General features: G+C 69.0%; 21 protein-coding genes. 12 read left to right on the top strand and 9 right to left on the bottom strand.

Translation table 11 applies throughout. The features are described 5' to 3' along the window. Positions 1-15: 15 nt before the first annotated feature. Positions 16-1,089, bottom strand: a complete 1,074-nt coding sequence (ychF, locus tag ABD204_RS13520) for a redox-regulated ATPase YchF (protein WP_194424391.1) — start codon at positions 1,087-1,089, stop codon at positions 16-18. Between the two features lie 63 nt (positions 1,090-1,152). On the opposite strand from ychF, the gene ABD204_RS13525 reads away from it, so the two are divergent. Next, complete coding sequence (locus ABD204_RS13525; RefSeq protein ID WP_344098578.1) at positions 1,153-1,767, top strand: exonuclease domain-containing protein; 615 nt, start codon at positions 1,153-1,155, stop codon at positions 1,765-1,767. Positions 1,768-1,796: 29 nt separating this feature from the next. Here the strand turns inward: ABD204_RS13525 and ABD204_RS13530 are convergent, their stop codons facing one another. After that, positions 1,797-2,345 carry an OsmC family protein gene (locus ABD204_RS13530; protein WP_194424389.1) on the bottom strand — a complete coding sequence of 183 codons (549 nt, stop codon included), beginning with the start codon at positions 2,343-2,345 and terminating at the stop codon, positions 1,797-1,799. A 117-nt stretch (positions 2,346-2,462) separates the two neighbouring features. Between ABD204_RS13530 and ABD204_RS13535 the strand changes: the two genes are divergently transcribed. Beyond that, complete coding sequence (locus tag ABD204_RS13535) at positions 2,463-3,794, top strand: DNA recombination protein RmuC (RefSeq protein WP_194424388.1); 1,332 nt, start codon at positions 2,463-2,465, stop codon at positions 3,792-3,794. A gap of 1 nt (position 3,795) precedes the next feature. Here ABD204_RS13535 and ABD204_RS13540 read toward each other — a convergent pair whose 3' ends face one another. Together ABD204_RS13540 and glpX are read right to left on the bottom strand one after the other, a co-directional pair. Then, positions 3,796-4,002 (bottom strand): UDP-N-acetylmuramyl pentapeptide phosphotransferase, encoded by a 207-nt coding sequence (locus ABD204_RS13540; protein ID WP_194424387.1) that lies wholly within the window; start codon positions 4,000-4,002, stop codon positions 3,796-3,798. A 142-nt stretch (positions 4,003-4,144) separates the two neighbouring features. Continuing rightward, positions 4,145-5,134 (bottom strand): class II fructose-bisphosphatase, encoded by a 990-nt coding sequence (glpX, locus tag ABD204_RS13545; RefSeq protein WP_194424386.1) that lies wholly within the window; start codon positions 5,132-5,134, stop codon positions 4,145-4,147. Positions 5,135-5,346: 212 nt separating this feature from the next. Here glpX and fbaA point away from each other — a divergent pair, with 212 nt between their 5' ends. Beyond that, entirely contained in the window at positions 5,347-6,378 is a 1,032-nt protein-coding gene (fbaA, locus tag ABD204_RS13550; protein ID WP_194424385.1) for a class II fructose-bisphosphate aldolase, read from the top strand. A 68-nt stretch (positions 6,379-6,446) separates the two neighbouring features. Here the strand turns inward: fbaA and ABD204_RS13555 are convergent, their stop codons facing one another. Both ABD204_RS13555 and ABD204_RS13560 read right to left on the bottom strand, forming a co-directional pair. Then, entirely contained in the window at positions 6,447-7,043 is a 597-nt protein-coding gene (locus ABD204_RS13555) for a DUF6264 family protein (protein WP_194424384.1), read from the bottom strand. Further along, positions 7,040-8,059 carry a 4-hydroxy-3-methylbut-2-enyl diphosphate reductase gene (locus ABD204_RS13560; protein ID WP_409263999.1) on the bottom strand — a complete coding sequence of 340 codons (1,020 nt, stop codon included), beginning with the start codon at positions 8,057-8,059 and terminating at the stop codon, positions 7,040-7,042. Before ABD204_RS13560 ends, ABD204_RS13555 begins: the two co-directional genes overlap by 4 nt. 103 nt (positions 8,060-8,162) lie before the next feature. Between ABD204_RS13560 and xseA the strand changes: the two genes are divergently transcribed. From xseA to ABD204_RS13595, 7 genes are read left to right on the top strand one after another with little or no spacing between them, the layout of a single operon-like run. Next, complete coding sequence (xseA, locus tag ABD204_RS13565) at positions 8,163-9,503, top strand: exodeoxyribonuclease VII large subunit (RefSeq protein ID WP_194424382.1); 1,341 nt, start codon at positions 8,163-8,165, stop codon at positions 9,501-9,503. Further along, positions 9,500-9,736, top strand: a complete 237-nt coding sequence (locus tag ABD204_RS13570; protein ID WP_194424381.1) for an exodeoxyribonuclease VII small subunit — start codon at positions 9,500-9,502, stop codon at positions 9,734-9,736. Before xseA ends, ABD204_RS13570 begins: the two co-directional genes overlap by 4 nt. A 9-nt stretch (positions 9,737-9,745) precedes the next feature. Continuing rightward, on the top strand, positions 9,746-10,384 hold the full coding sequence (locus tag ABD204_RS13575) for a DUF4245 family protein (protein ID WP_194424380.1): 639 nt from the start codon (positions 9,746-9,748) through the stop codon (positions 10,382-10,384). 32 nt (positions 10,385-10,416) lie between these two features. Continuing rightward, a complete protein-coding gene (locus tag ABD204_RS13580; RefSeq protein ID WP_194424986.1) occupies positions 10,417-11,010 on the top strand; it encodes a carbonic anhydrase in 594 nt (197 codons plus the stop codon). 29 nt (positions 11,011-11,039) lie between these two features. Further along, positions 11,040-12,434 carry a class II fumarate hydratase gene (locus tag ABD204_RS13585; protein ID WP_194424379.1) on the top strand — a complete coding sequence of 465 codons (1,395 nt, stop codon included), beginning with the start codon at positions 11,040-11,042 and terminating at the stop codon, positions 12,432-12,434. A gap of 38 nt (positions 12,435-12,472) precedes the next feature. Next, positions 12,473-13,987, top strand: coding sequence for a sensor histidine kinase (locus ABD204_RS13590; RefSeq protein WP_194424378.1), 1,515 nt, complete (start codon positions 12,473-12,475; stop codon positions 13,985-13,987). Continuing rightward, positions 13,984-14,640, top strand: a complete 657-nt coding sequence (locus tag ABD204_RS13595) for a response regulator transcription factor (protein WP_194424377.1) — start codon at positions 13,984-13,986, stop codon at positions 14,638-14,640. The genes ABD204_RS13590 and ABD204_RS13595 overlap by 4 nt, the downstream gene beginning before the upstream one ends. 90 nt (positions 14,641-14,730) lie before the next feature. Here ABD204_RS13595 and phoH2 read toward each other — a convergent pair whose 3' ends face one another. Next, complete coding sequence (gene phoH2, locus ABD204_RS13600; RefSeq protein ID WP_322597640.1) at positions 14,731-16,062, bottom strand: RNA 5'-3' helicase PhoH2; 1,332 nt, start codon at positions 16,060-16,062, stop codon at positions 14,731-14,733. 249 nt (positions 16,063-16,311) lie between these two features. Next, on the bottom strand, positions 16,312-17,091 hold the full coding sequence (locus tag ABD204_RS13605; protein ID WP_194424375.1) for an isoprenyl transferase: 780 nt from the start codon (positions 17,089-17,091) through the stop codon (positions 16,312-16,314). A gap of 130 nt (positions 17,092-17,221) precedes the next feature. On the opposite strand from ABD204_RS13605, the gene trhA reads away from it, so the two are divergent. Next, on the top strand, positions 17,222-17,914 hold the full coding sequence (trhA, locus tag ABD204_RS13610) for a PAQR family membrane homeostasis protein TrhA (protein ID WP_194424985.1): 693 nt from the start codon (positions 17,222-17,224) through the stop codon (positions 17,912-17,914). Between the two features lie 13 nt (positions 17,915-17,927). On the opposite strand, the gene ABD204_RS13615 is transcribed toward trhA, so the two are convergent. Further along, complete coding sequence (locus ABD204_RS13615; protein WP_194424374.1) at positions 17,928-18,218, bottom strand: hypothetical protein; 291 nt, start codon at positions 18,216-18,218, stop codon at positions 17,928-17,930. Between the two features lie 65 nt (positions 18,219-18,283). On the opposite strand from ABD204_RS13615, the gene ABD204_RS13620 reads away from it, so the two are divergent. Then, a complete protein-coding gene (locus ABD204_RS13620) occupies positions 18,284-18,676 on the top strand; it encodes a DUF4307 domain-containing protein (RefSeq protein ID WP_194424373.1) in 393 nt (130 codons plus the stop codon). The last annotated feature ends 32 nt before the right edge of the window (positions 18,677-18,708 follow it).

Consider the following 18,708-nt stretch of genomic DNA (forward strand, 5'->3'; position numbering starts at 1 on the left):
CGACGAAAGCGCTGATCAGGTGTTGAACCGGAATTCCACCACGTCGCCGTCCTTCATGACGTAGTCCTTGCCCTCGAGTCGGGCCTTTCCGCGCGAGCGCGCCTCGAGCACCGAACCGCACTCGACGAGGTCCTCGAACGAGATGACCTCCGCCTTGATGAAGCCCTTCTCGAAGTCGGTGTGGATCACACCGGCCGCCTGCGGGGCCTTCCACCCCTTGCCGATCGTCCATGCCCGGGCCTCCTTGGGGCCCGCGGTGAGGTAGGTCTGCAGGCCGAGGGTGTCGAACCCGATGCGGGCGAGCTGGTCCAGACCCGACTCCTCCTGACCGGTCGCGGCGAGCATCTCGGCCGCATCGTCGTCGTCGAGTTCGATCAGCTCCGACTCGATCTTGGCATCGAGGAACACCGCCTGCGCCGGAGCGACCAGCGCGGCGAGCTCCGCCTTGCGCACGTCGTCGGTGAGCACGCCCTCGTCGACGTTGAAGACGAAGATGAACGGCTTCGAGGTCAACAACCCGAGCTCCCTGATCGGCTCGAGGTCCAGGCCCGAGGCCGACAGCAGCGTGCCGGAGTCGAGGGCGTCCTTCGCCGCGACCGCCGCGGTCAGCACCGCGGGGTCGGTCTTCTTGCCCTTGACCTCCTTCTCGTAGCGGGGGATCGCCTTCTCGAGGGTCTGAAGGTCGGCCAACTGCAGCTCGGCGTTGATGGTCTCCATGTCACCGGCGGGGTTGACCTCGCCGTCGACGTGCACGACGTCGTCATCGGCGAATCCCCGCACGACCTGGGCGATGGCGTCGGCCTCACGGATGTTGGCGAGGAACTGATTGCCGAGCCCCTCCCCTTCACTGGCGCCACGCACGATCCCGGCGATGTCGACGAACGACACCGTCGCGGGCAGGAGCCGCTCACTCTTGAAGATCTCGGCGAGGGTCTTCAGCCGTGGATCCGGGAGGTTCACCACCCCGACGTTGGGCTCGATCGTGGCGAACGGGTAGTTCGCCGCGAGCACCTGGTTCTTGGTCAGCGCGTTGAAGAGGGTCGACTTGCCGACATTCGGGAGTCCGACGATTCCGATGGTGAGAGCCACGGGAGTCCAGTCTACGGCGGCGCGCCTGCATCCATGCACGGGCGCGTCGGGGAGACTGTCGGCGTGGCTCTGGATTTCACCGCGATCGACTTCGAGACGGCCAATTCCAGTAGCGCGTCGGCCTGCGCGGTCGGGTTGGTCCGGGTCCGCGCCGGGGAGGTGGTCGCGACCACGGGGTGGCTGATCAAGCCTCCCGCCGGCCACGACGCGTTCTTCGACCTCAATACGCGCATCCACGGGATCCAGGCCTCCGACGTCGTCGCCGCCCCCGGCTGGAGCGCGCAGCTCGGGGAGATCGCCGCCTTCGTGGGCGACGACATCCTCGTCGCCCACAACGCCGGTTTCGACATGGCCGTGATCAAGCGCGCGTGCGAGGCGACCGGGGACGACTGCCCTCCGTACCGCTACGCCTGCAGCCTGCACGTGGCCCGCCGCGTCTACGCACTGGACTCGTACCGTTTGCCGTTCGTCGCGGCTGAGGCCGGGTTCGCCGAGTTCGCCCACCACGACGCCACCGCGGACGCCCTGGCGTGTGCGCACGTGATGGTCGATGCCGCACGCCGTGTCGGCGCCGACGACATCGAGGGACTCGCCGAGGCGACCGGCGTGCGCATCGCACAGATCACGGTCGCCTCGACGACGTCGGCGGCACCGGACGCCGCCGTCGTCCCGGCCTGATCCCCCGAACAGGCCGCGACGACCGCCTGTCAGACCGAGGCGACCGTCGAGGTCACCGGGGTCGGGTTCGAGAACAGATCCAGCACCGGGCAGTGGGCATCGACGACCGAGGCGAGGTGCTCGTAGCGCTCCTGCGACTCGGGCCCGGTGATACGCACGTCCAACTCGACGGATTGGAAACCGGCACGCACCGCGTCGTCCTTGCCGAACAGTCGAGCCGCATCGAGATGCCCCGTCGCGGTGATGGCGATGTCGTCGAACGGGATGCCCAGGGCGTTCGCGTACAGGCGATAGACGACCACCTGACACGAGATGAGGGCGCCGAGCGCGTACTCGACGGGGCTGGCGGCGACGTCGTCTCCCGCGAGCGCCGCCGGTTCGTCGACGAGGAACTCGTGGCGTCCCGCGGTGATGCGGGTGGCCACGGCTCCCTGCCCCTCACCGCGGACACGGTAGGTCAGATGCGCGGCGGCGCGATCGGCGTCGATGCGCCCGCTCCAGGCCTGGCCGGCCCCGTCGAGGCGTCCGGCACGGGCATCGGCGGTGATGTCGGCGGGGGTGTCGGTGAGAAGTGTCATGCCGCGACGCTAGACGTCGGGCCGCCATCCGCGCACGCCGCGTGAAACACGCCGTCATGCGCCGCGTCATCCCGCGCGCCGTGGCACGGTGTCGGTGGCCTGCGACAGAGTGTCGTCATGGACACCCTGCTCCTTGTCTCCCTCGCCGGCGCGACACTGTCCGTCGGACTGGCCGCCGGATGGGGGCTCGGCACCGCCCGTGGCGCGACGCGCTCGCAGGCGGAGATCGCCGACCTCCGGGCGCGCGTTGCTGCGGCGACCGCCGCACGCGACGGCGTGCAGGCACAGCTCGATCACCAGCAGACCCTCTACCACGATCTGGTCTCGCAGAGCCGCTCCGACCAGGCGGCGCGCGACGAACGCGAGCGCCGGGAGCAGGCGGTGCTGCGCGCGCTCGCCCCCGTCAACGAGACGCTGCAGAGCATGCAGGGGAAGGTGGACGAACTCGAACGCGACCGCCACCACCAGTTCGGGGCTCTCGCCGAGCAGCTACGGCGCTCGCACGAGTCCGACGAGCAGCTGCGCGCGACGACCGAGGCACTGGCCGGCGCACTGCGATCGGGGAGCACCCGCGGCGTGTGGGGCGAGACCCAGCTGCGCCGTGTGGTCGAGGCGGCGGGACTCATCCGGTACGTCGACTTCGATCTCCAGACCTCCGTCCACTCCGACGCCGGTGCGGGGCGCCCCGACATGGTCGTGCGTCTGCCCGGAGACAAGGCGCTCGCGGTCGATGCGAAGGTGCCTCTGGATGCGTATCTGGAAGCGAGCGCGATCCCGTTCACGGCGACCGGAGAGGAGGCCGCGCGTCGCGAGGCCCTCCTCGCCAGACACGTCAAGGCGGTCCGGGCCCATGTCGACGCGCTCGCGAAGAAGCAGTACTGGGCGGGGCTGAGCTCCAGTCCCGAGTTCGTCGTGTGCTTCCTGCCGAGCGAAGCCCTCCTCGCCGCGGCACTCGAGGCCGACCCGAGCCTGCTGGAGTACGCCTTCGGCCGACGCGTCGCCCTGGCCTCACCGGTCAACCTCTGGGCGGTACTGAAGACCGTCGCCTTCGTCTGGACGCAGCAGAACGTCTCCGAGGAAGCACGTACGCTGTTCGACCTCGGCAACGAGCTCTACACCCGCCTGTCGACACTGTCCGGCCACGCTGACGATCTCCGTCGCGCGATCGAGCGCACGATCGACAGCTACAACGCTCTGATCGGTTCCCTGGAGTCGCGGGTGCTCGTCACGGCGCGTCGTTTCCCCGGCATCGACGAGGCGACGCTGGATGCGGCGACGACCCCCACGACGATCGAGAACTCCCCGCGACGTGCGGTCGCCGAGGAGCTCGTGGGCACGGCGGGTGCCGACATCGGTCCGCTCCGGGATCGTCTGGACTCCTCCGTCCCCGACCGTGCGACCGCGACCGACGGGACGGGGCCTGCGACCGGCCCAGAGGGCGGCCGGTAGGTCAGGCGCCTCCGGGCACGAAGCTCAGCAGGAAGATCACGGCGGCCGAGACGCCGACGAAGGCGCCGATCATCCACCACGCCGAGGGCTGTTGGCCTTCCTCCCGGCGTACGCGGAAGAGGACATCGGGGCGGCGTGCCGGGTCGGTCGCATCCGCGACCACGGCGTGCGCCCCGGTCTGCGTCGTGGTACCGCTGGTGGCGGGCATCGCGTTCTCCCTCGCTGAGTCGACGTAGTCGGCGTCTCCGCTGTCCGTCGCACCCAGTTTCCCACAACGAGACGGGAAGGCCGATCACATACCCATCACGATGTCCGGCGCCGTGCCTCCGGCCCGCACGCGCAGCCGCTCGTCACAGCCACTTCGAGGTGAGGTGCTCCGAGGAGATGCGCCGCAGCGTGCCCGACGCGCCGCGCAAGACGACACTCTCGGTGTAGACGTAGCCCCCTTCACGCCGCACCCCGGCCACGAGCTGACCGTCGGTGACACCGGTGGCCACGAAAATCGTGTTCTTGCCTTTGACCAGATCGTCCGCCTCGTAGACATGGCCCTCGAGCTTCAGCCCGGCGTCGATGCCCTTCTGCTTCTCGTCGTCATCGCGCGGCCAGAGCCTCCCCTGGATGTGACCGCCCAGGGCCTTGATGGCGCAGGCGGTGACGATGCCCTCCGGGCTGCCCCCGACCCCCACGCACATGTCGGTGCGGGCGTTGTGACGCGCGGCGTTGATTCCGCCGGCGACGTCACCGTCGCTCATCAGGCGGGTTCCCGCCCCGGCGGCACGGATCTCCTCGATCAGTTTCTCGTGGCGGGGGCGGTGCAGCACCGAGACCACCATCTCGTCGACCGGCTTGTCGAGCGCCTCGGCCAGCCGCCGGATGTTCTCCCCGATCGGGAGACGGATGTCGACGACGCCGACACCGGCCGGGCCGGTGACGAGCTTGTCCATGTAGAACACGCTCGACGCATCGAGCATGGAGCCGCGATCTGCCACCGCGATGACCGACAGCGCGTTGTTGCGTCCGGCGGCGGTCAGCGACGTGCCGTCGATCGGATCGACCGCGACATCGCACTGCGGGCCGCGACCGTTTCCGACGCCCTCACCGTTGAAGAGCATCGGGGCGTTGTCCTTCTCGCCTTCGCCGATGACGATCGTGCCGTCGAAGTTCACGGTGGTCAGGAACGCCCGCATCGCATCGACCGCGGCCCCGTCCGCCTCCTCCTTCGCACCCCGTCCGATGAACGGCACCGCGCGGATCGAAGCCGCCTCGGTCGCACGGACCAGCTCGAGCGCGAGGTTTCGATCGGGATGCAGAGGGCTCATATCGCCGGTAAGACTCACCATGGCTCGACCCTATCCAGCAGTCTCTTGAAGAATGCGGGAATTCACACCCGCGCAGCGCGAAGGAATTGCGATTCCTTCGCGCTGGATGAGATGCGGGATCTGATCCTTGTGATCGCCGGGATCTTGTGGCCGCGCGTGGGTCGACCACACGGTGGGACCGCGGCCCGTCGTCGTTACACTCGAAGCGTCGACCCCGTCACGAAGGAGCACCTATGCCCGTCGCCACTCCCGATCAGTACGCCGACATGCTGGACCGCGCCAAGGCGGGCGGATTCGCCTATCCCGCGATCAACGTCTCGAGCTCGCAGACCATCAACGCCGTCCTCCAGGGCCTCACCGAAGCAGGCTCGGACGGCATCCTCCAGGTCACCACCGGCGGCGCCGACTATTTCGCCGGCCACACCGTGAAGAACCGCGCGACCGGGGCGCTCGCCTTCGCGCGCTATGTCACCGAGGTCGCCAAGAGCTACCCGATCACCGTCGCCCTGCACACCGACCACTGCCCCAAGGACGCACTGCCCTCCTTCGTCCTGCCGCTGCTGGAGGCGTCCGAGGAGCAGGTCAAGGCCGGTGGCGAGCCGATCTTCCAGTCGCACATGTGGGACGGCTCGGCCGTGCCCCTCGACGAGAACATCGAGATCGCCGCGGAGCTGCTGCCCCGCATGAAGAACATCAACTCGATCCTCGAGGTCGAGATCGGCGTCGTCGGCGGTGAAGAGGACGGCGTCAAGCACGAGGGCTCGAACGAGGCGCTCTACACGACCGTCGCCGACGTCACCAAGGCCGTCCAGACCCTGGGCCTGGGCGAGAAGGGCCGGTACATCTCGGCGCTGACCTTCGGGAACGTCCACGGCGTCTACAAGCCGGGCAACGTCAAGCTCCGACCCGAGCTTCTCGGCGAGATCCAGGAGGGCATCGCCGCCGCGTTCGGCACCGACGCCAAGCCCCTCGACCTCGTCTTCCACGGCGGCAGCGGATCGACCGAGGAGGAGATCGCCCTCGCGGTCGCCAACGGCGTCATCAAGATGAACATCGACACCGACACCCAGTACGCCTTCACCCGGTCGGTCGCCGGCTACATGCTCTCCCACTACGAGGGCGTGCTGAAGATCGACGGCGAGGTCGGCAACAAGAAGCAGTACGACCCGCGCGCGTGGGGCAAGGTCGCGGAGACGGCCATGGCCGCCCGTGTGGTCGAGGCCACGCAGCAGCTGGGCTCGCACGGCAAGAGCCTCGGCGCCTGAGCCGATCCACGACGAACGCCCCGCGGTTTCGGCCGCGGGGCGTTCGCCGTGACGGGACGAAAGCCGGATCAGCCGCCGGCGTTCTGCACGAGCAGGTCCCACACGGCCGGATCGGAGAACAGCGGAACGGTCAGCAGCAGCCCACTCGCGAACGAGAAGACCAGGGCCCCGACCAGGGGGATCCACCAGCTGATCCTCCCGCGGCGCAGATTCGCCCACGACAGCAGCGCGGTCGCCAGCCATCCCAGCCCCAACACGATCGCGGCGGCGAGCCCCCATATCCGCGCGCCGTCGGGATCACCGAGGGTGGCTTCCAACCCCATCATCTCGAACAAGGTGTCTGCGTAGGCGCTGTAGTCGGTGAACAGCGGGATGCTGGTGAGGACGTTGAACAGGCCGTAGACCAGCAGTCCCACGGTGATGACGCGGTCGGCGAAGCGGCGTCGCCGCTTCAGATCCGCGTCGATCGAGTCCTCCCCGGCCGAGGCGGCAGGGGCCGGAGCGGCCGACGGGGTGTGGGCCGGCGGCGCGGAAGCCGTGTGCCGACCGCTGTCGAGGTCCCATGTGGCATCGGGCTGTCGGATACGGCGGCGCTGCTCCTCGGGCGTCGCATATTCGCCGAACTGCGGCCGCGGACGGGATCCGCTCTGCTCGGGCGCGGTCATCGGTCACCTCGCCCCGGAGCGCGTCCGCCGCGACGATCGGCATCACCACGAAGCTCCTTGGGCAGAGAGAAGATCAGATCCTCCTCGGCGGTCTTGACCTCTTCGACATCGCGGTATCCGGCGTGGGCCAGGTCATCGAGCACCTGCTGGACGAGCACCTCCGGAACGGAGGCGCCGCTGGTCACCCCCACCGTCTCGACGCCATCGAGCCACTCCTGACGCACCTCGTCGGCGTAGTCGACGCGGTACGCCGCCGCGGCGCCGTACTCGAGGGCGACCTCCACCAGCCGCACGGAGTTGGACGAGTTCGCCGACCCGACGACGATCACGAGGTCGGCGTCCTTGGCGACCTTCTTGATCGCGACCTGGCGGTTCTGCGTCGCGTAACAGATGTCGTCGGAGGGCGGGTCCTGCAGGTGCGGGAAGCGTTCACGCAATCGCCGTACCGTCTCCATCGTCTCATCGACCGAGAGCGTGGTCTGCGAGAGCCACACCACCTTCGACGGGTCCTTGACCTCGACGGTGGCCGCATCGGCCGGGGAATTGACGACGGTCACGTGGTCCGGAGCCTCGCCGGCGGTGCCTTCGACCTCCTCATGGCCGTCGTGGCCGATGAGCAGGATCTCGTAGTCGTCGCGGGCGAACCGGACCGCCTCGCGATGCACCTTCGTCACCAGTGGGCAGGTGGCGTCGATGGCCTGCAGGCCGCGGTCCGCGGCTCCCGCGACGACCGCCGGGGACACCCCGTGCGCGCTGAAGACCACATGTGCCCCCTCGGGGACCGCGTCGACCTCCTCGACGAACACCGCCCCCCGCTGCTCGAGCTCGCCGACCACGTGGCGGTTGTGCACGATCTCCTTGCGTACGTACACCGGTGCCCCGTACCGTTCGAGTGCCTTCTCCACGGCGATGACCGCGCGATCCACACCCGCGCAGTATCCGCGGGGTGCCGCCAACAGCACCCTCTTGCGTCCGGTCACGGGGATATCCTGGAGCCGTTCCCGCCTCCCCGGCACACGGGGGGCCGGGAGGCTGACAGCCACTGCGGGCGCGGTCGTGGTCACCCTTCGATTCTACGGGCGCGGCCTGAACGGGCGCCCCGCACCAGGAAAGGACCGGATGACCTCCTTCGCCGCCGAACCCGTCGCCGGGCAGGCCCCGCCGCCCGACTCGGTCGCACCGCGCGATTCCACCTCGTCGACTCCGACCTCCGTCGGGCGCCTCAACGACACCATCCGGGGATTCATCGAGCGCTGGGGATCGGTGTGGGTCGAAGGAGAGATCACCAGCTGGAACGTGCGGGGCGGCAACATCTACGGCCGGATCAAGGATCTGACCACCGACTCCACGGTCTCGGTGCGCCTGTGGTCTTCGGTCCGCCAGCGGATGCGGGGCGAGTTCGCCGTCGGCGACCACGTCGTGGCGTGTGTGAAGGCCGACTACTACACCCGGACGGGGGACTTCAGCTTCGGGGTGTCCTCCCTCCGACAGGTGGGCCTGGGCGAGCAGCTCGAACGGATCGAGCGGCTCCGTGCGCAGTTGCGGTCCGAGGGCCTCTTCGACGCGGCGCGCAAGCGCCCGATCCCTTTCCTGCCGCACACGATCGGCCTGATCACCGGAGAGCGCTCGGACGCCGAGAAGGATGTACACCGCAACGCCGAGCTGCGCTGGCCTCAGGTGGAGTTCCGCACCCGGCACGCCGCCGTCCAGGGCGACCGGTGTGTACCCGAGACCATCGCCGCCCTGCAGGCGCTGGACGCCGATCCGGACGTGGACGTCATCGTCATCGCCCGCGGCGGCGGCGACCCGCAGACCCTGCTCGGGTTCAGCGACGAGCGACTCCTGCGTGCGGTGGCGGCGGCCCAGACCCCCGTGGTGAGCGCGATCGGTCATGAGAACGACCGCCCACTCCTGGACGAGGTCGCCGATCTGCGCGCGTCCACCCCGACCGACGCGGCGAAGCGGGTGGTCCCCGACGTGGCCGAGCAGCGCGCGCTGGTCGCGCAGTTGCGCGCACGCTTGAGCAGCCGCCTGACCCAGCGGGTCTCCCACGACATCAGCCAGCTGGAGCATGTCCGCTCGCGGCCGGTGATGCGGAACCCGCAGACGTTGCTCGAGTCGCGCTCGCACCACCTGTGGGTGCAGGTCTCACGCGGCCGCGAGACGATCGAACGACGCGTGGATGCGCAGCGTCGCCGCACCGCGGAGCTGCGCGCCGCGTTGCGCGCCCTCTCCCCCGAATCCACCCTCGCGAGGGGGTATGCGATCGCCCATCTCGAAGACGGGGAGATCATCCGTGAGGCCGCGCAGGCGCCCGCGGGGACGCCGGTGGCGATCACGGTCGGGTCGGGGTCGTTCGCCGCACGCTCCGAGGGTGCGACCGCCGACTCCGCCCGCCCCGCGGCGGCGGAGCAACAGCCGTCGGCGGCGTCCCCGCCACCGCCTAGGATGGAGACATGACCGAGACGAAGGGCCCCGTCACCGACGTCGCGGATCTGTCGTTCGAAGACGCCCGCGACGAATTGGTCAGTGTCGTCGCGCAGTTGGAACAGGGCGCGCCGACCCTCGAGGAGTCGCTGCGACTGTGGGAGCGCGGGGAGGCGCTCGCACAGCGGTGCGAACAGTGGTTGCTCGGCGCCAAGCGCCGCCTCGACGCGGCCCGTTCGACGCCCGACGACGCCCCCCCCGGGTGACGCGTCGTGATGGCCAAGGAGCCCCGCGTCGTCGCAGAGCTCGGTCGTCCTGAGACCCCCGGTGAGACCGCCGCGCGGAAGGCGGCGTCCTCCGCCGCCTACCGATCCAGCAAGACCGTCCGGAACCTCGTCGTCGCACTCCTGGTGACCCTCGCGATCGTCGCGGTGATCATCCTCGGCGTGCCGCGGGGAGAGGTCCCGACGACGGAGATCGATGTCGCCGAGACCGCGCAGCGGATCGAGTCGGGAGGGGACACCGGCCTGATCGTGCCGGAACTTCCCGACACCTGGCGCGTCAACAGTGCCGTCGTCGAAAGCGACGACGCGGTCCGCGCCTGGACCATCATCTACGTGCCCGAATCCGGCCAGGGATATCTGCGTGTCGAGCAGGGCTTCGACGCCGACGACGCGTGGGCCTCGCGGGTGCTCCGCGGGGCCGAGACCGAAGACACCGTCACCATCGACGGCATCGCGTGGGACCGCTACGACGTCTCCGGCGCCGGCGAGACCGGGAACATCACCCAGGGGTTCGCCACGCAGGCCGGGCCCGACACCATCCTCATCTACGGCGACACCGACGACGCGAGCCTCGTTGTCGCCGCCGAGTCGGTCGCCGATCAGATCAGACAGCTGCAGGAGGAATCGTGAGCGCCCCCACCCCCACCCGCGCCTGGACCGACATGGCCGCCGGGAACCGTCGATTCGTCGCCGGCGAACCGCACCACCCCCGCCAAGACGTCGAGCGACGTCACGAGCTCGCCGCGGCGCAGAAACCGGTGGCGGCACTGTTCGGGTGCTCGGATTCACGCCTGTCGGCCGAGATCATCTTCGACCAGGGACTCGGCGACCTGTTCGTCGTCCGCAACGCCGGCCAGGTCATCTCCGACTCGGTGGTGGGCAGCCTGGAGTACGCCGTGGCGGTGCTGGAGGTGCCGCTGATCGTCGTGCTCGGTCACGACGCGTGCGGTGCCGTGCGCGCCGCGATGGACAGCACCGCCGTCGACGCCGCGCCCCTGCCGCCGCGCATCTGGCGTCAGGTCGCGCCGATCGTGCCGGCCGCACGCCGGCTCCAGCAGCTGAACCCCGGCGCACCACTGAATCCGGAGGAGGTCGGGCGCGAGCACCTCCGCGCGACCGTCGCGGAGCTGTTGCACTCGAGCGAGCTGATCAGCGACGCCGTCGCCGCCGGCACCGTCGGTGTCGTCAGCGCCAACTACCGCTTGTCCGAGGGCACGGCCGTGCCCGACACCATCGTGGGCGTCGAGGGCGCCTGAACGACCTGAGAAACGGGAGGAACGACGACGTGACCGACACCGAGTACCGCATCGAGCACGACACCATGGGCGAGGTGCGCGTGCCCAAGAACGCGCTCTACGCGGCGCAGACCCAGCGCGCGGTCGAGAACTTCCCCCTTTCGGGCGACCCGCTGGACCCGGCGCAGATCGTCGCCCTCGCGCGCATCAAGAAGGCCGCTGCGCTGGCCAACAAGGAGCTCGGCACGCTCGACGGTGCGATCGCCGACGCGATCGCCGGCGCCGCCGACGAGATCATCGCCGGCTCGCACATCGACCAGTTCCCGATCGACGTCTATCAGACCGGTAGTGGGACCAGCTCGAACATGAACATGAACGAGGTGCTCGCGACCCTCGCGACCCGCTCGCTCGGTTCCCCCGTGCATCCCAACGACCACGTCAACGCCTCGCAGTCCTCGAACGACGTGTTCCCCACGTCGGTGCACATCGCCGCCACGCAGGAACTCATCGACGACCTCATCCCCGGACTCGACCACCTCGCCGTGGCGCTGGAGGCCAAGGCCGAGGAGTGGAAGGAGGTCGTCAAGTCCGGTCGCACCCACCTGATGGACGCGACCCCGGTCACGCTCGGACAGGAGTTCGGCGGCTACGCCCGTCAGATCCGTCTCGGCATCGAGCGTGTGCAGTCCGTCATCCCCCGTGTGGCGGAGGTCCCCCTGGGCGGCACGGCCACCGGGACCGGGATCAACACCCCGATGGGCTTCCCCCAGAAGGTCCTCGAGCTGATCGTCTCCGACACCGAACTGCCGATCACCGAGGCCAAGGACCACTTCGAAGCCCAGAGCGCCCGCGACGCGCTGGTCGAGGCATCCGGGGCGCTCCGGACCGTCGCCGTCTCGCTGACCAAGATCAACAACGACCTGCGCTGGATGGGCTCCGGCCCGAACACCGGGCTCGGAGAGCTGCACATCCCGGACCTCCAGCCCGGGTCCTCGATCATGCCCGGCAAGGTCAACCCGGTCATCCCGGAGGCCACCCTCATGGTCTGCGCCCGCGTGATCGGCAACGACGCGACGATCGCGTGGGCCGGCGGCTCGGGGTCGTTCGAGCTGAACGTGGCCATCCCGGTGATGGGCACCGCGCTGCTCGAGTCGATCTCATTGCTCGCCAACGCCAGCCGACTCCTGGCCGACAAGACCATCGACGGGCTGCGTGCCAACGTCGAGCGTGCCGCCGCCTTCGCGGGGATGTCGCCGTCGATCGTGACGCCGCTGAACAAGGTCATCGGCTACGAGGCCGCCGCCAAGATCGCCAAGCACTCGGTCGCCGAAGGCATCACGGTGCGCGAAGCGGTCATCGCCCTCGGATACGTCGAGCGGGGCGAGATCACCCTCGAGCAGCTCGATGACAAGCTCGACCTGCTCTCGATGACCCATCCGGGCTGATCGTGACCGCCGGGGCCCCTCGGCGCGATAATCGGGACATGTCAGCCCTGTCCCGTCCGCTGTCCGCACGAGCGCGGATCCTCGCCGCGATCGTGACGGTCGCGGCCGTCGGACTGATCGTCGTCGGCGGGGTCACGTTCCTGGCACAGCGGGAACGCACGCTGACCGCCGTCGACGAACGCCTGCGCACGCAGGTGGAGCAGCTGCGTACGGTGGCGGTCACCACCGACGACACCGCCGGAGACGCACCGGCGGACGAGGGCGCCTCCGGCGACGATCTGGTGTTGGAGGACTTCGCGTCGGTGGAGGAGTACCTGCAGACCGCGGTCGCCCGGCTCGTGCCGGCGCGCAACGAGGGGTCGGCCGCGATCGTCGACGGGGAGGTGCGGTTCCGCCCGACCACGTTGTCCGGGTTCGACATCGCCGACGACAGCGAGCTGGTGGAGGCCGCGCTGACCGAGGTGGAAGACGCGGGCGGCACCGTTCTCGGCACGGTGTCGACCGAGCACGGCACTCTGCGGTACATCGCCATCCCCGTCGAACGGGAAGGCGACCCCGCGTCGGGTGTCTACGTGCGAGCCGTCGATCTCGACGCCGAACTGCAGCCGGTGATGGCCTCGATGATCACCTTCGGGGCCGTAGCCCTCGCGGTGGTCGTCGCGATCGGCTTCGTCGCCTGGTTCGTCGCCGGTCGCCTCCTCTCGCCCATCCGACATCTGCGTGACGCCGCCGACACCATCACGTTGGCCGACCTGTCGCCCCGGCTGAAACCGCAGGGCAACGACGACATCTCCGACATGACCCGCACGGTCAACGAGATGTTGGACCGTCTGGAGGGGTCCGTCGACGTGCAACGGAAGTTGCTCGACGATGTGCGTCATGAGCTCAAGACCCCGATCACGATCGTCCGTGGCCATCTGGAGATGATGAACCCCGACGACCGCGACGATGTGATCGCCACACGCGACATCGGGATGGCCGAGCTGGACCGGATGACACGTCTGGTCAGCGACATCGATCTGCTGGCCACCGTCGAAGGGGACGAGTTCGACATGAAGCCGGTGAGCCTGGCGGTGTTGACGGCGCGGATCGGGGAGTTGGTCGCGGTCATCCCCGGGCACCGGTGGCGGATCGAACACACCGCCCGCGGCAAGGTCGTCGGTGACGAAGACCGCTTGTTGCAGGCCTGGCTCCAGCTCGCCGACAACGCCGCGAAATACACACCCGACGGATCGCCCATCGAGATCGGGAGCACGCTGGAACCCTCGGGCGCGCGGCTGTGGGTTCGCGATCACGGTGCAGGCATCCCTCGCGCGCATCGGCATCGGATCTTCCGGCGCTTCGATCGCGCCCAGGGTGCCCGCCCCGTGGGAGGCTCGGGGCTGGGGCTGGCGATCGTCGACGCGATCGCGAAGGGTCACGGCGGTCACTGCCAGGTGACCGACACCTCCGGTGGCGGGGCGACGTTCACGATCCACCTGCCCTCCCCGACTTCCGAATTGCCCGCACCGGTTCGTGCCGGAGACGTCCTGCAGAGAGAGGCCTCGTCGTGACCCTGATCCTCATCGTCGAAGACGAACCGCGCATCGCGTCTTTCGTCAAGCGGGGTTTGAACGCCGCGGGCTACGCAACCGCCATCGTCGAGGACGGTGCCGAAGCGCTCGCACGCGCACTCGAGGACGACGTCTCGCTGGTGTTGCTCGACGTGGGCCTGCCGACCATCGACGGGTTCGAGGTGTTGCGGCGGCTGCGGGCGCACGGTTCGACCGTCCCGGTGATCATGCTCACGGCACGCTCGAGCACGCGTGACACCGTCGACGGGCTCGATGCCGGGGCGAACGACTACGTCCCGAAACCGTTCACCTTCGACGAGCTACTCGCCCGTATCCGGTCCCGTCTGCGCGAACACGCCCAGCCGGCCGGGACCGCCGTCTCGCACGGGGATGTCACGCTCGACATCCTCGGCCGACGCGCGACCGTGGCCGGCCGGGAGGTCGAACTCTCCGCGCGGGAGTTCGCCCTCGCCGAGCAGTTCCTGCGCAGCCCCGGACGCGTGCTCAGCCGCGAGCAGCTACTCAGCCGCGTGTGGGGACTCGACTTCGATCCCGGCTCGAACGTCGTGGACGTGTACGTGCGGTACCTCCGCGGGAAGCTCGGTTCCCACCACATCGTCACGGTGCGCGGGGCAGGCTACCGCTGGGAGTGATCCCCGCAGACGGTGGACCCCCGACGCGACGGGGCGCCGGGGGTCCGTCGGGCGGGCCACGTCATCGGCCCACCGCTGTCTCGTCGCCGATCACGACAATTCGCCGACCTCCAGCAGCTCGGTGACCAGCGCGGCGATCGCCGAACGCTCCGAACGCGTCAGCGTGACGTGCGCGAACAGGTCATGTCCCTTGAGCGTCTCGATCACCGACGCGACACCGTCGTGGCGGCCGACGCGTAGGTTGTCACGTTGTCCGACGTCATGCGTGAGAACGACGCGGGAGTTCTGGCCGATGCGGCTCAGCACCGTCAGCAAGACGTTCCGCTCGAGCGATTGCGCCTCGTCGACGATCACGAACGCGTCGTGCAGCGAGCGCCCGCGGATGTGGGTCAGCGGTAGCACCTCGAGCAGGCCGCGCTCGACCACCTCGTCGAAGACGTTGCTCGAGACGATCGAACCGAGCGTGTCGAAGACCGCCTGACCCCACGGGTTCATCTTCTCGCCCTGGTCACCGGGCAGGTAACCCAGTTCCTGACCGCCGACGGCATACAGCGGGCGGAAGACGATGATCTTCTTCTGCTGCTGTCGCTCCAGCACCGACTCCAGGCCGGCGCACAGCGCCAGCGCCGACTTCCCGGTCCCGGCACGCCCACCCAGCGAGACGATCCCGACATCCGGGTCCATCAGCAGGTCGATCGCGATGCGCTGCTCGGCGGACCGGCCGTGGAGGCCGAACATGTCGCGGTCGCCCCGCACGAGCCGGTACGAGCCGTCACCGGTGACCCGTCCCAGCGCAGAACCCCGCTCGGAATGGATGATCAGACCCGTGTTGACCGGGAGGCCGACGACCTCTTCGCTGACCGCGACCTCACTCTCGTAGAGGTCGCTGATGTCATCGCCGGACACGTCGATGGAGGCGATTCCCGTCCACCCGGAGTCCACGGCCTGCTCGGCGAGGTACTCCTCGGCGCTGATGCCGAGCGAGGCGGCCTTCACGCGCATCGGCATGTCCTTGGAGACCACCACGACCTCGTTCCCGTCCTGCGACAGGTGCGCCGCCACCGCGAGGATGCGCGAGTCGTTGTCACCCAAGCGCATACCCGACGGGAGCACGGAGGCGTCGGTGTTGTTCAGCTCGACGCGCAGCGTGCCGCCCTCGCCGATCGGGAGGGGGAAGTCGAGGCGACCGTGCTCGGTGCGCAGATCGTCCAGGAGCCGCAATGCCTGACGGGCGAAGTATCCGATCTCGGGGTCGTGGCGTTTCCCCTCGAGTTCGGAGATCACCACCACGGGGATGACGACGTTGTGTTCGGCGAAGCGTGAGATCGCACGCGGATCGCTCAGCAGAACCGAGGTGTCCAGCACATAGGTCCGAAGGGCCTGATCGCGTTCTTCCGAGGAGGTCTCCCCGATGCTCGCGATCCCCTCGTCCTGTCGGCGCTGCTTGTGTGGTGCTCGTGAGGTCACAACCCACTCCCCGCTCCGGGTCCCGTACCCGGGATCTCGAGTCGACCGTGGGTCACGAGTCGCGATCCTTCGAGGCCGACCCGATCAGGCGCCTTGCCCGATGCCTTGAAGCTACGACCGCCGGGCGCGAGGCGCCATCCCGACACGCGGATCGATCGTTACGTGCCGGTGAATTCCCGGATGCGCGGATGTGACGCGACCGCGTCAGCTGCCGTAGCGGCGGTCACGTTCGGCGTAGTCGCGCATCGCGCGAAGGAAGTCGACCTCGCGCAGGTCGGGCCCGAGCGCCTCGACGAAATAGAACTCGCTGTGCGCGGACTGCCACAGCAGGAAATCGCTGAGGCGCTGCTCGCCGGAGGTCCGGATGACCAGATCCGGGTCGGGCTGGCCACCGGTGTAGAGATGCTCGCCGATCTGTTCCGGTGTGAGGCTCTCGGCCAGATCCTCCAAAGACCCGCCCTGGCGGTGGTGGGCGGCGATGAGGCTGCGGACCGCGTCCACGATCTCCCCGCGACCGCCGTAGCCGACGGCGAGGTTCACATGCAGACCGGTGTGACCCGACGTGCGCCGCTGCGCGTCCGCGAGGACGGCGGCCAGCCCCTGGGGGAGATTGTCGGATCTGCCGACGTGCTGCACCCGCCAGTCCCGCTCGTGCGACAACTCCTCGGCCAGCTCCGCGATGATCTCCACGAGGTCGGACAGCTCCTGCGAGTCACGCTTGCGGAGATTGTCGTTGGAGAGCAGATAGAGCGAGACGACCTTCACGCCGATGTCGTCGCACCACCGCAGGAACTCCCGCATCTTGGCGGCACCGGCACGATGGCCGTGCGCTGCGGATTCGAATCCCAATTGACGCGCCCAGCGGCGGTTTCCGTCGATCATCATGGCGACGTGGTGCGGGACCGTCTCCGGCGTGAGGCTGCGGCGGAGGCGCCCGATGTAGAGGCGGTAGAGCGGTCCTCTGCCCTGCTTCAACTCGGTCACCTCCCCAACCTACCGCCGACGCTTCCGACGCGCGGGGCGAGGTCGTGTGCGCCCGGTGGCATACATCGACGCGTACGCTCGGATCATGGCCCGCCGCGAGCGCATGAACGTGTCCGACGAGGGCGCCAAGATGCCCGAGCTCCCCCTGCTCGAAGCGAACGCCGTCAGCGCGCAGACCGAGCTGAAGCCGAGCTGGCGGGGTTGGATCCACGCCGCGACGTTCCCCGTCGCGATCGCCGCGGGCATCGTTCTCATCGCGCTCGCGCAGGGCGCGCCGGCGAAGTGGTCCTCTGCGGTGTTCATGGCGACCTCGCTGCTGTTGTTCGGCAACTCCGCTCTTTACCACCGCTTCGACTGGAAACCGAAGATGCGCGCCACGCTCAAGCGCATCGACCACGCGAACATCCTGCTCCTGATCGCCGGAACGTACACGCCGATCGCGGTGCTCGCCCTGCCCACCCCGAAGGCGGTGCTGCTGCTGTCCCTGGTATGGGGCGGCGCGATCCTCGGGATCCTGTTCCGGGTGTTCTGGATCGACGCCCCCCGATGGCTCTACGTCGCCCTCTACCTGGTGTTGGGTTGGGCCGCGGTGATGTACATGGCGGATCTGTTCGCCGCCAGTCCCGCCATGATGATCCTCGTCATCGTGGGCGGCCTGCTCTACACGTTCGGCGCAGTCGTCTACGCGCTCAAGCGCCCGAACCCGTGGCCGGGGCACTTCGGTTTCCACGAGATCTTCCATGTGTGCACGGTGCTGGCGTTCCTGTGCCACTGGACGGCGTGCCTGCTGATCGCGCTGCAGCCCGCCTATCACGCCGGGTGAGTCGACCGCCGATTCACCGCCCGGGCTGCTCTCCGGACTCCCCCGCGGACGCCTCATCCGAGGACGACCGCCCCTCCTGGTCATGCGCGGCCTCTTCGGCGTCGAGCTGCTCGTCGATGTCCGCGCGGATGCGGCCGCGACGGATGCGGCGCATCATGTCGGTGATGAGAAGGATCACCACGACTCCCAGCAGGGCGAACACGAGGAAGCCCCATGGGCCGGGGGTCACCAGATCAGGGTCGACGACCTCGGTCGAGAGGGTCCTGGGTGCCACGGTCGCCAGGACGACGAGCGCATCGTGCATGTTTCCCCGATCCGCGCCGAAGCGCATAGCCTGGTCTTCCAGCCTAATCTTCCGGAGCACCACCGATGACGACCCCCGATGAACTCGACGACCGGTACGGTCGCACACCGTCGCGTCGTCGACGGCTCGTGGCGACCCTGGCGATCGGGGTCGGAGCCGTCGCGGCCGGCGCGATCGCCTGGGGCGCCGTGAGCAACGTGCTCGACGACGTGGACGTCGAGACCGTCGCCTTCGACGTCGTCGACGAGCACTCGGTGTCGCTGAGCTTCCAGGTGGCCGCACCCGCCGGCCGCGACATCGCATGCGCCCTGGAGGCGCGCGATCCCGACCACGGCGTCGTCGGATGGAAGATCGTCGAGTACCCGGCATCGACGCAGCACACGATCGCCGTCCGCGAGGTGATCCCGACCCTCGCGGAGGCCACGACGGGTTTTGTCAACTCGTGCTGGGTGACATAGTCTTTCGAGACACAGGCGACTGACGCCCCGGC

Source organism: Microbacterium aquimaris (genome assembly GCF_039531285.1).
Lineage (GTDB): Bacteria > Actinomycetota > Actinomycetes > Actinomycetales > Microbacteriaceae > Microbacterium > Microbacterium aquimaris.

Bases quoted from the DNA above. Each gene is read 5' to 3' on its own strand.
- fbaA (WP_194424385.1), top strand. From the start codon at position 5,347: ATGCCCGTCGCCACTCCCGATCAGTACGCCGACATGCTGGACCGCGCC.
- ABD204_RS13570 (WP_194424381.1), top strand. From the start codon at position 9,500: ATGACCGAGACGAAGGGCCCCGTCACCGACGTCGCGGATCTGTCGTTC.
- ABD204_RS13575 (WP_194424380.1), top strand. From the start codon at position 9,746: ATGGCCAAGGAGCCCCGCGTCGTCGCAGAGCTCGGTCGTCCTGAGACC.
- glpX (WP_194424386.1), bottom strand. From the start codon at position 5,134: ATGGTGAGTCTTACCGGCGATATGAGCCCTCTGCATCCCGATCGAAAC.
- ABD204_RS13620 (WP_194424373.1), top strand. From the start codon at position 18,284: ATGACGACCCCCGATGAACTCGACGACCGGTACGGTCGCACACCGTCG.
- trhA (WP_194424985.1), top strand. From the start codon at position 17,222: ATGCCCGAGCTCCCCCTGCTCGAAGCGAACGCCGTCAGCGCGCAGACC.
- xseA (WP_194424382.1), top strand. From the start codon at position 8,163: ATGACCTCCTTCGCCGCCGAACCCGTCGCCGGGCAGGCCCCGCCGCCC.
- ABD204_RS13540 (WP_194424387.1), bottom strand. From the start codon at position 4,002: ATGCCCGCCACCAGCGGTACCACGACGCAGACCGGGGCGCACGCCGTG.
- ABD204_RS13590 (WP_194424378.1), top strand. From the start codon at position 12,473: ATGTCAGCCCTGTCCCGTCCGCTGTCCGCACGAGCGCGGATCCTCGCC.
- ABD204_RS13530 (WP_194424389.1), bottom strand. From the start codon at position 2,345: ATGACACTTCTCACCGACACCCCCGCCGACATCACCGCCGATGCCCGT.
- ABD204_RS13555 (WP_194424384.1), bottom strand. From the start codon at position 7,043: ATGACCGCGCCCGAGCAGAGCGGATCCCGTCCGCGGCCGCAGTTCGGC.
- ABD204_RS13535 (WP_194424388.1), top strand. From the start codon at position 2,463: ATGGACACCCTGCTCCTTGTCTCCCTCGCCGGCGCGACACTGTCCGTC.
- ABD204_RS13580 (WP_194424986.1), top strand. From the start codon at position 10,417: ATGGCCGCCGGGAACCGTCGATTCGTCGCCGGCGAACCGCACCACCCC.
- ABD204_RS13615 (WP_194424374.1), bottom strand. From the start codon at position 18,218: ATGCACGATGCGCTCGTCGTCCTGGCGACCGTGGCACCCAGGACCCTC.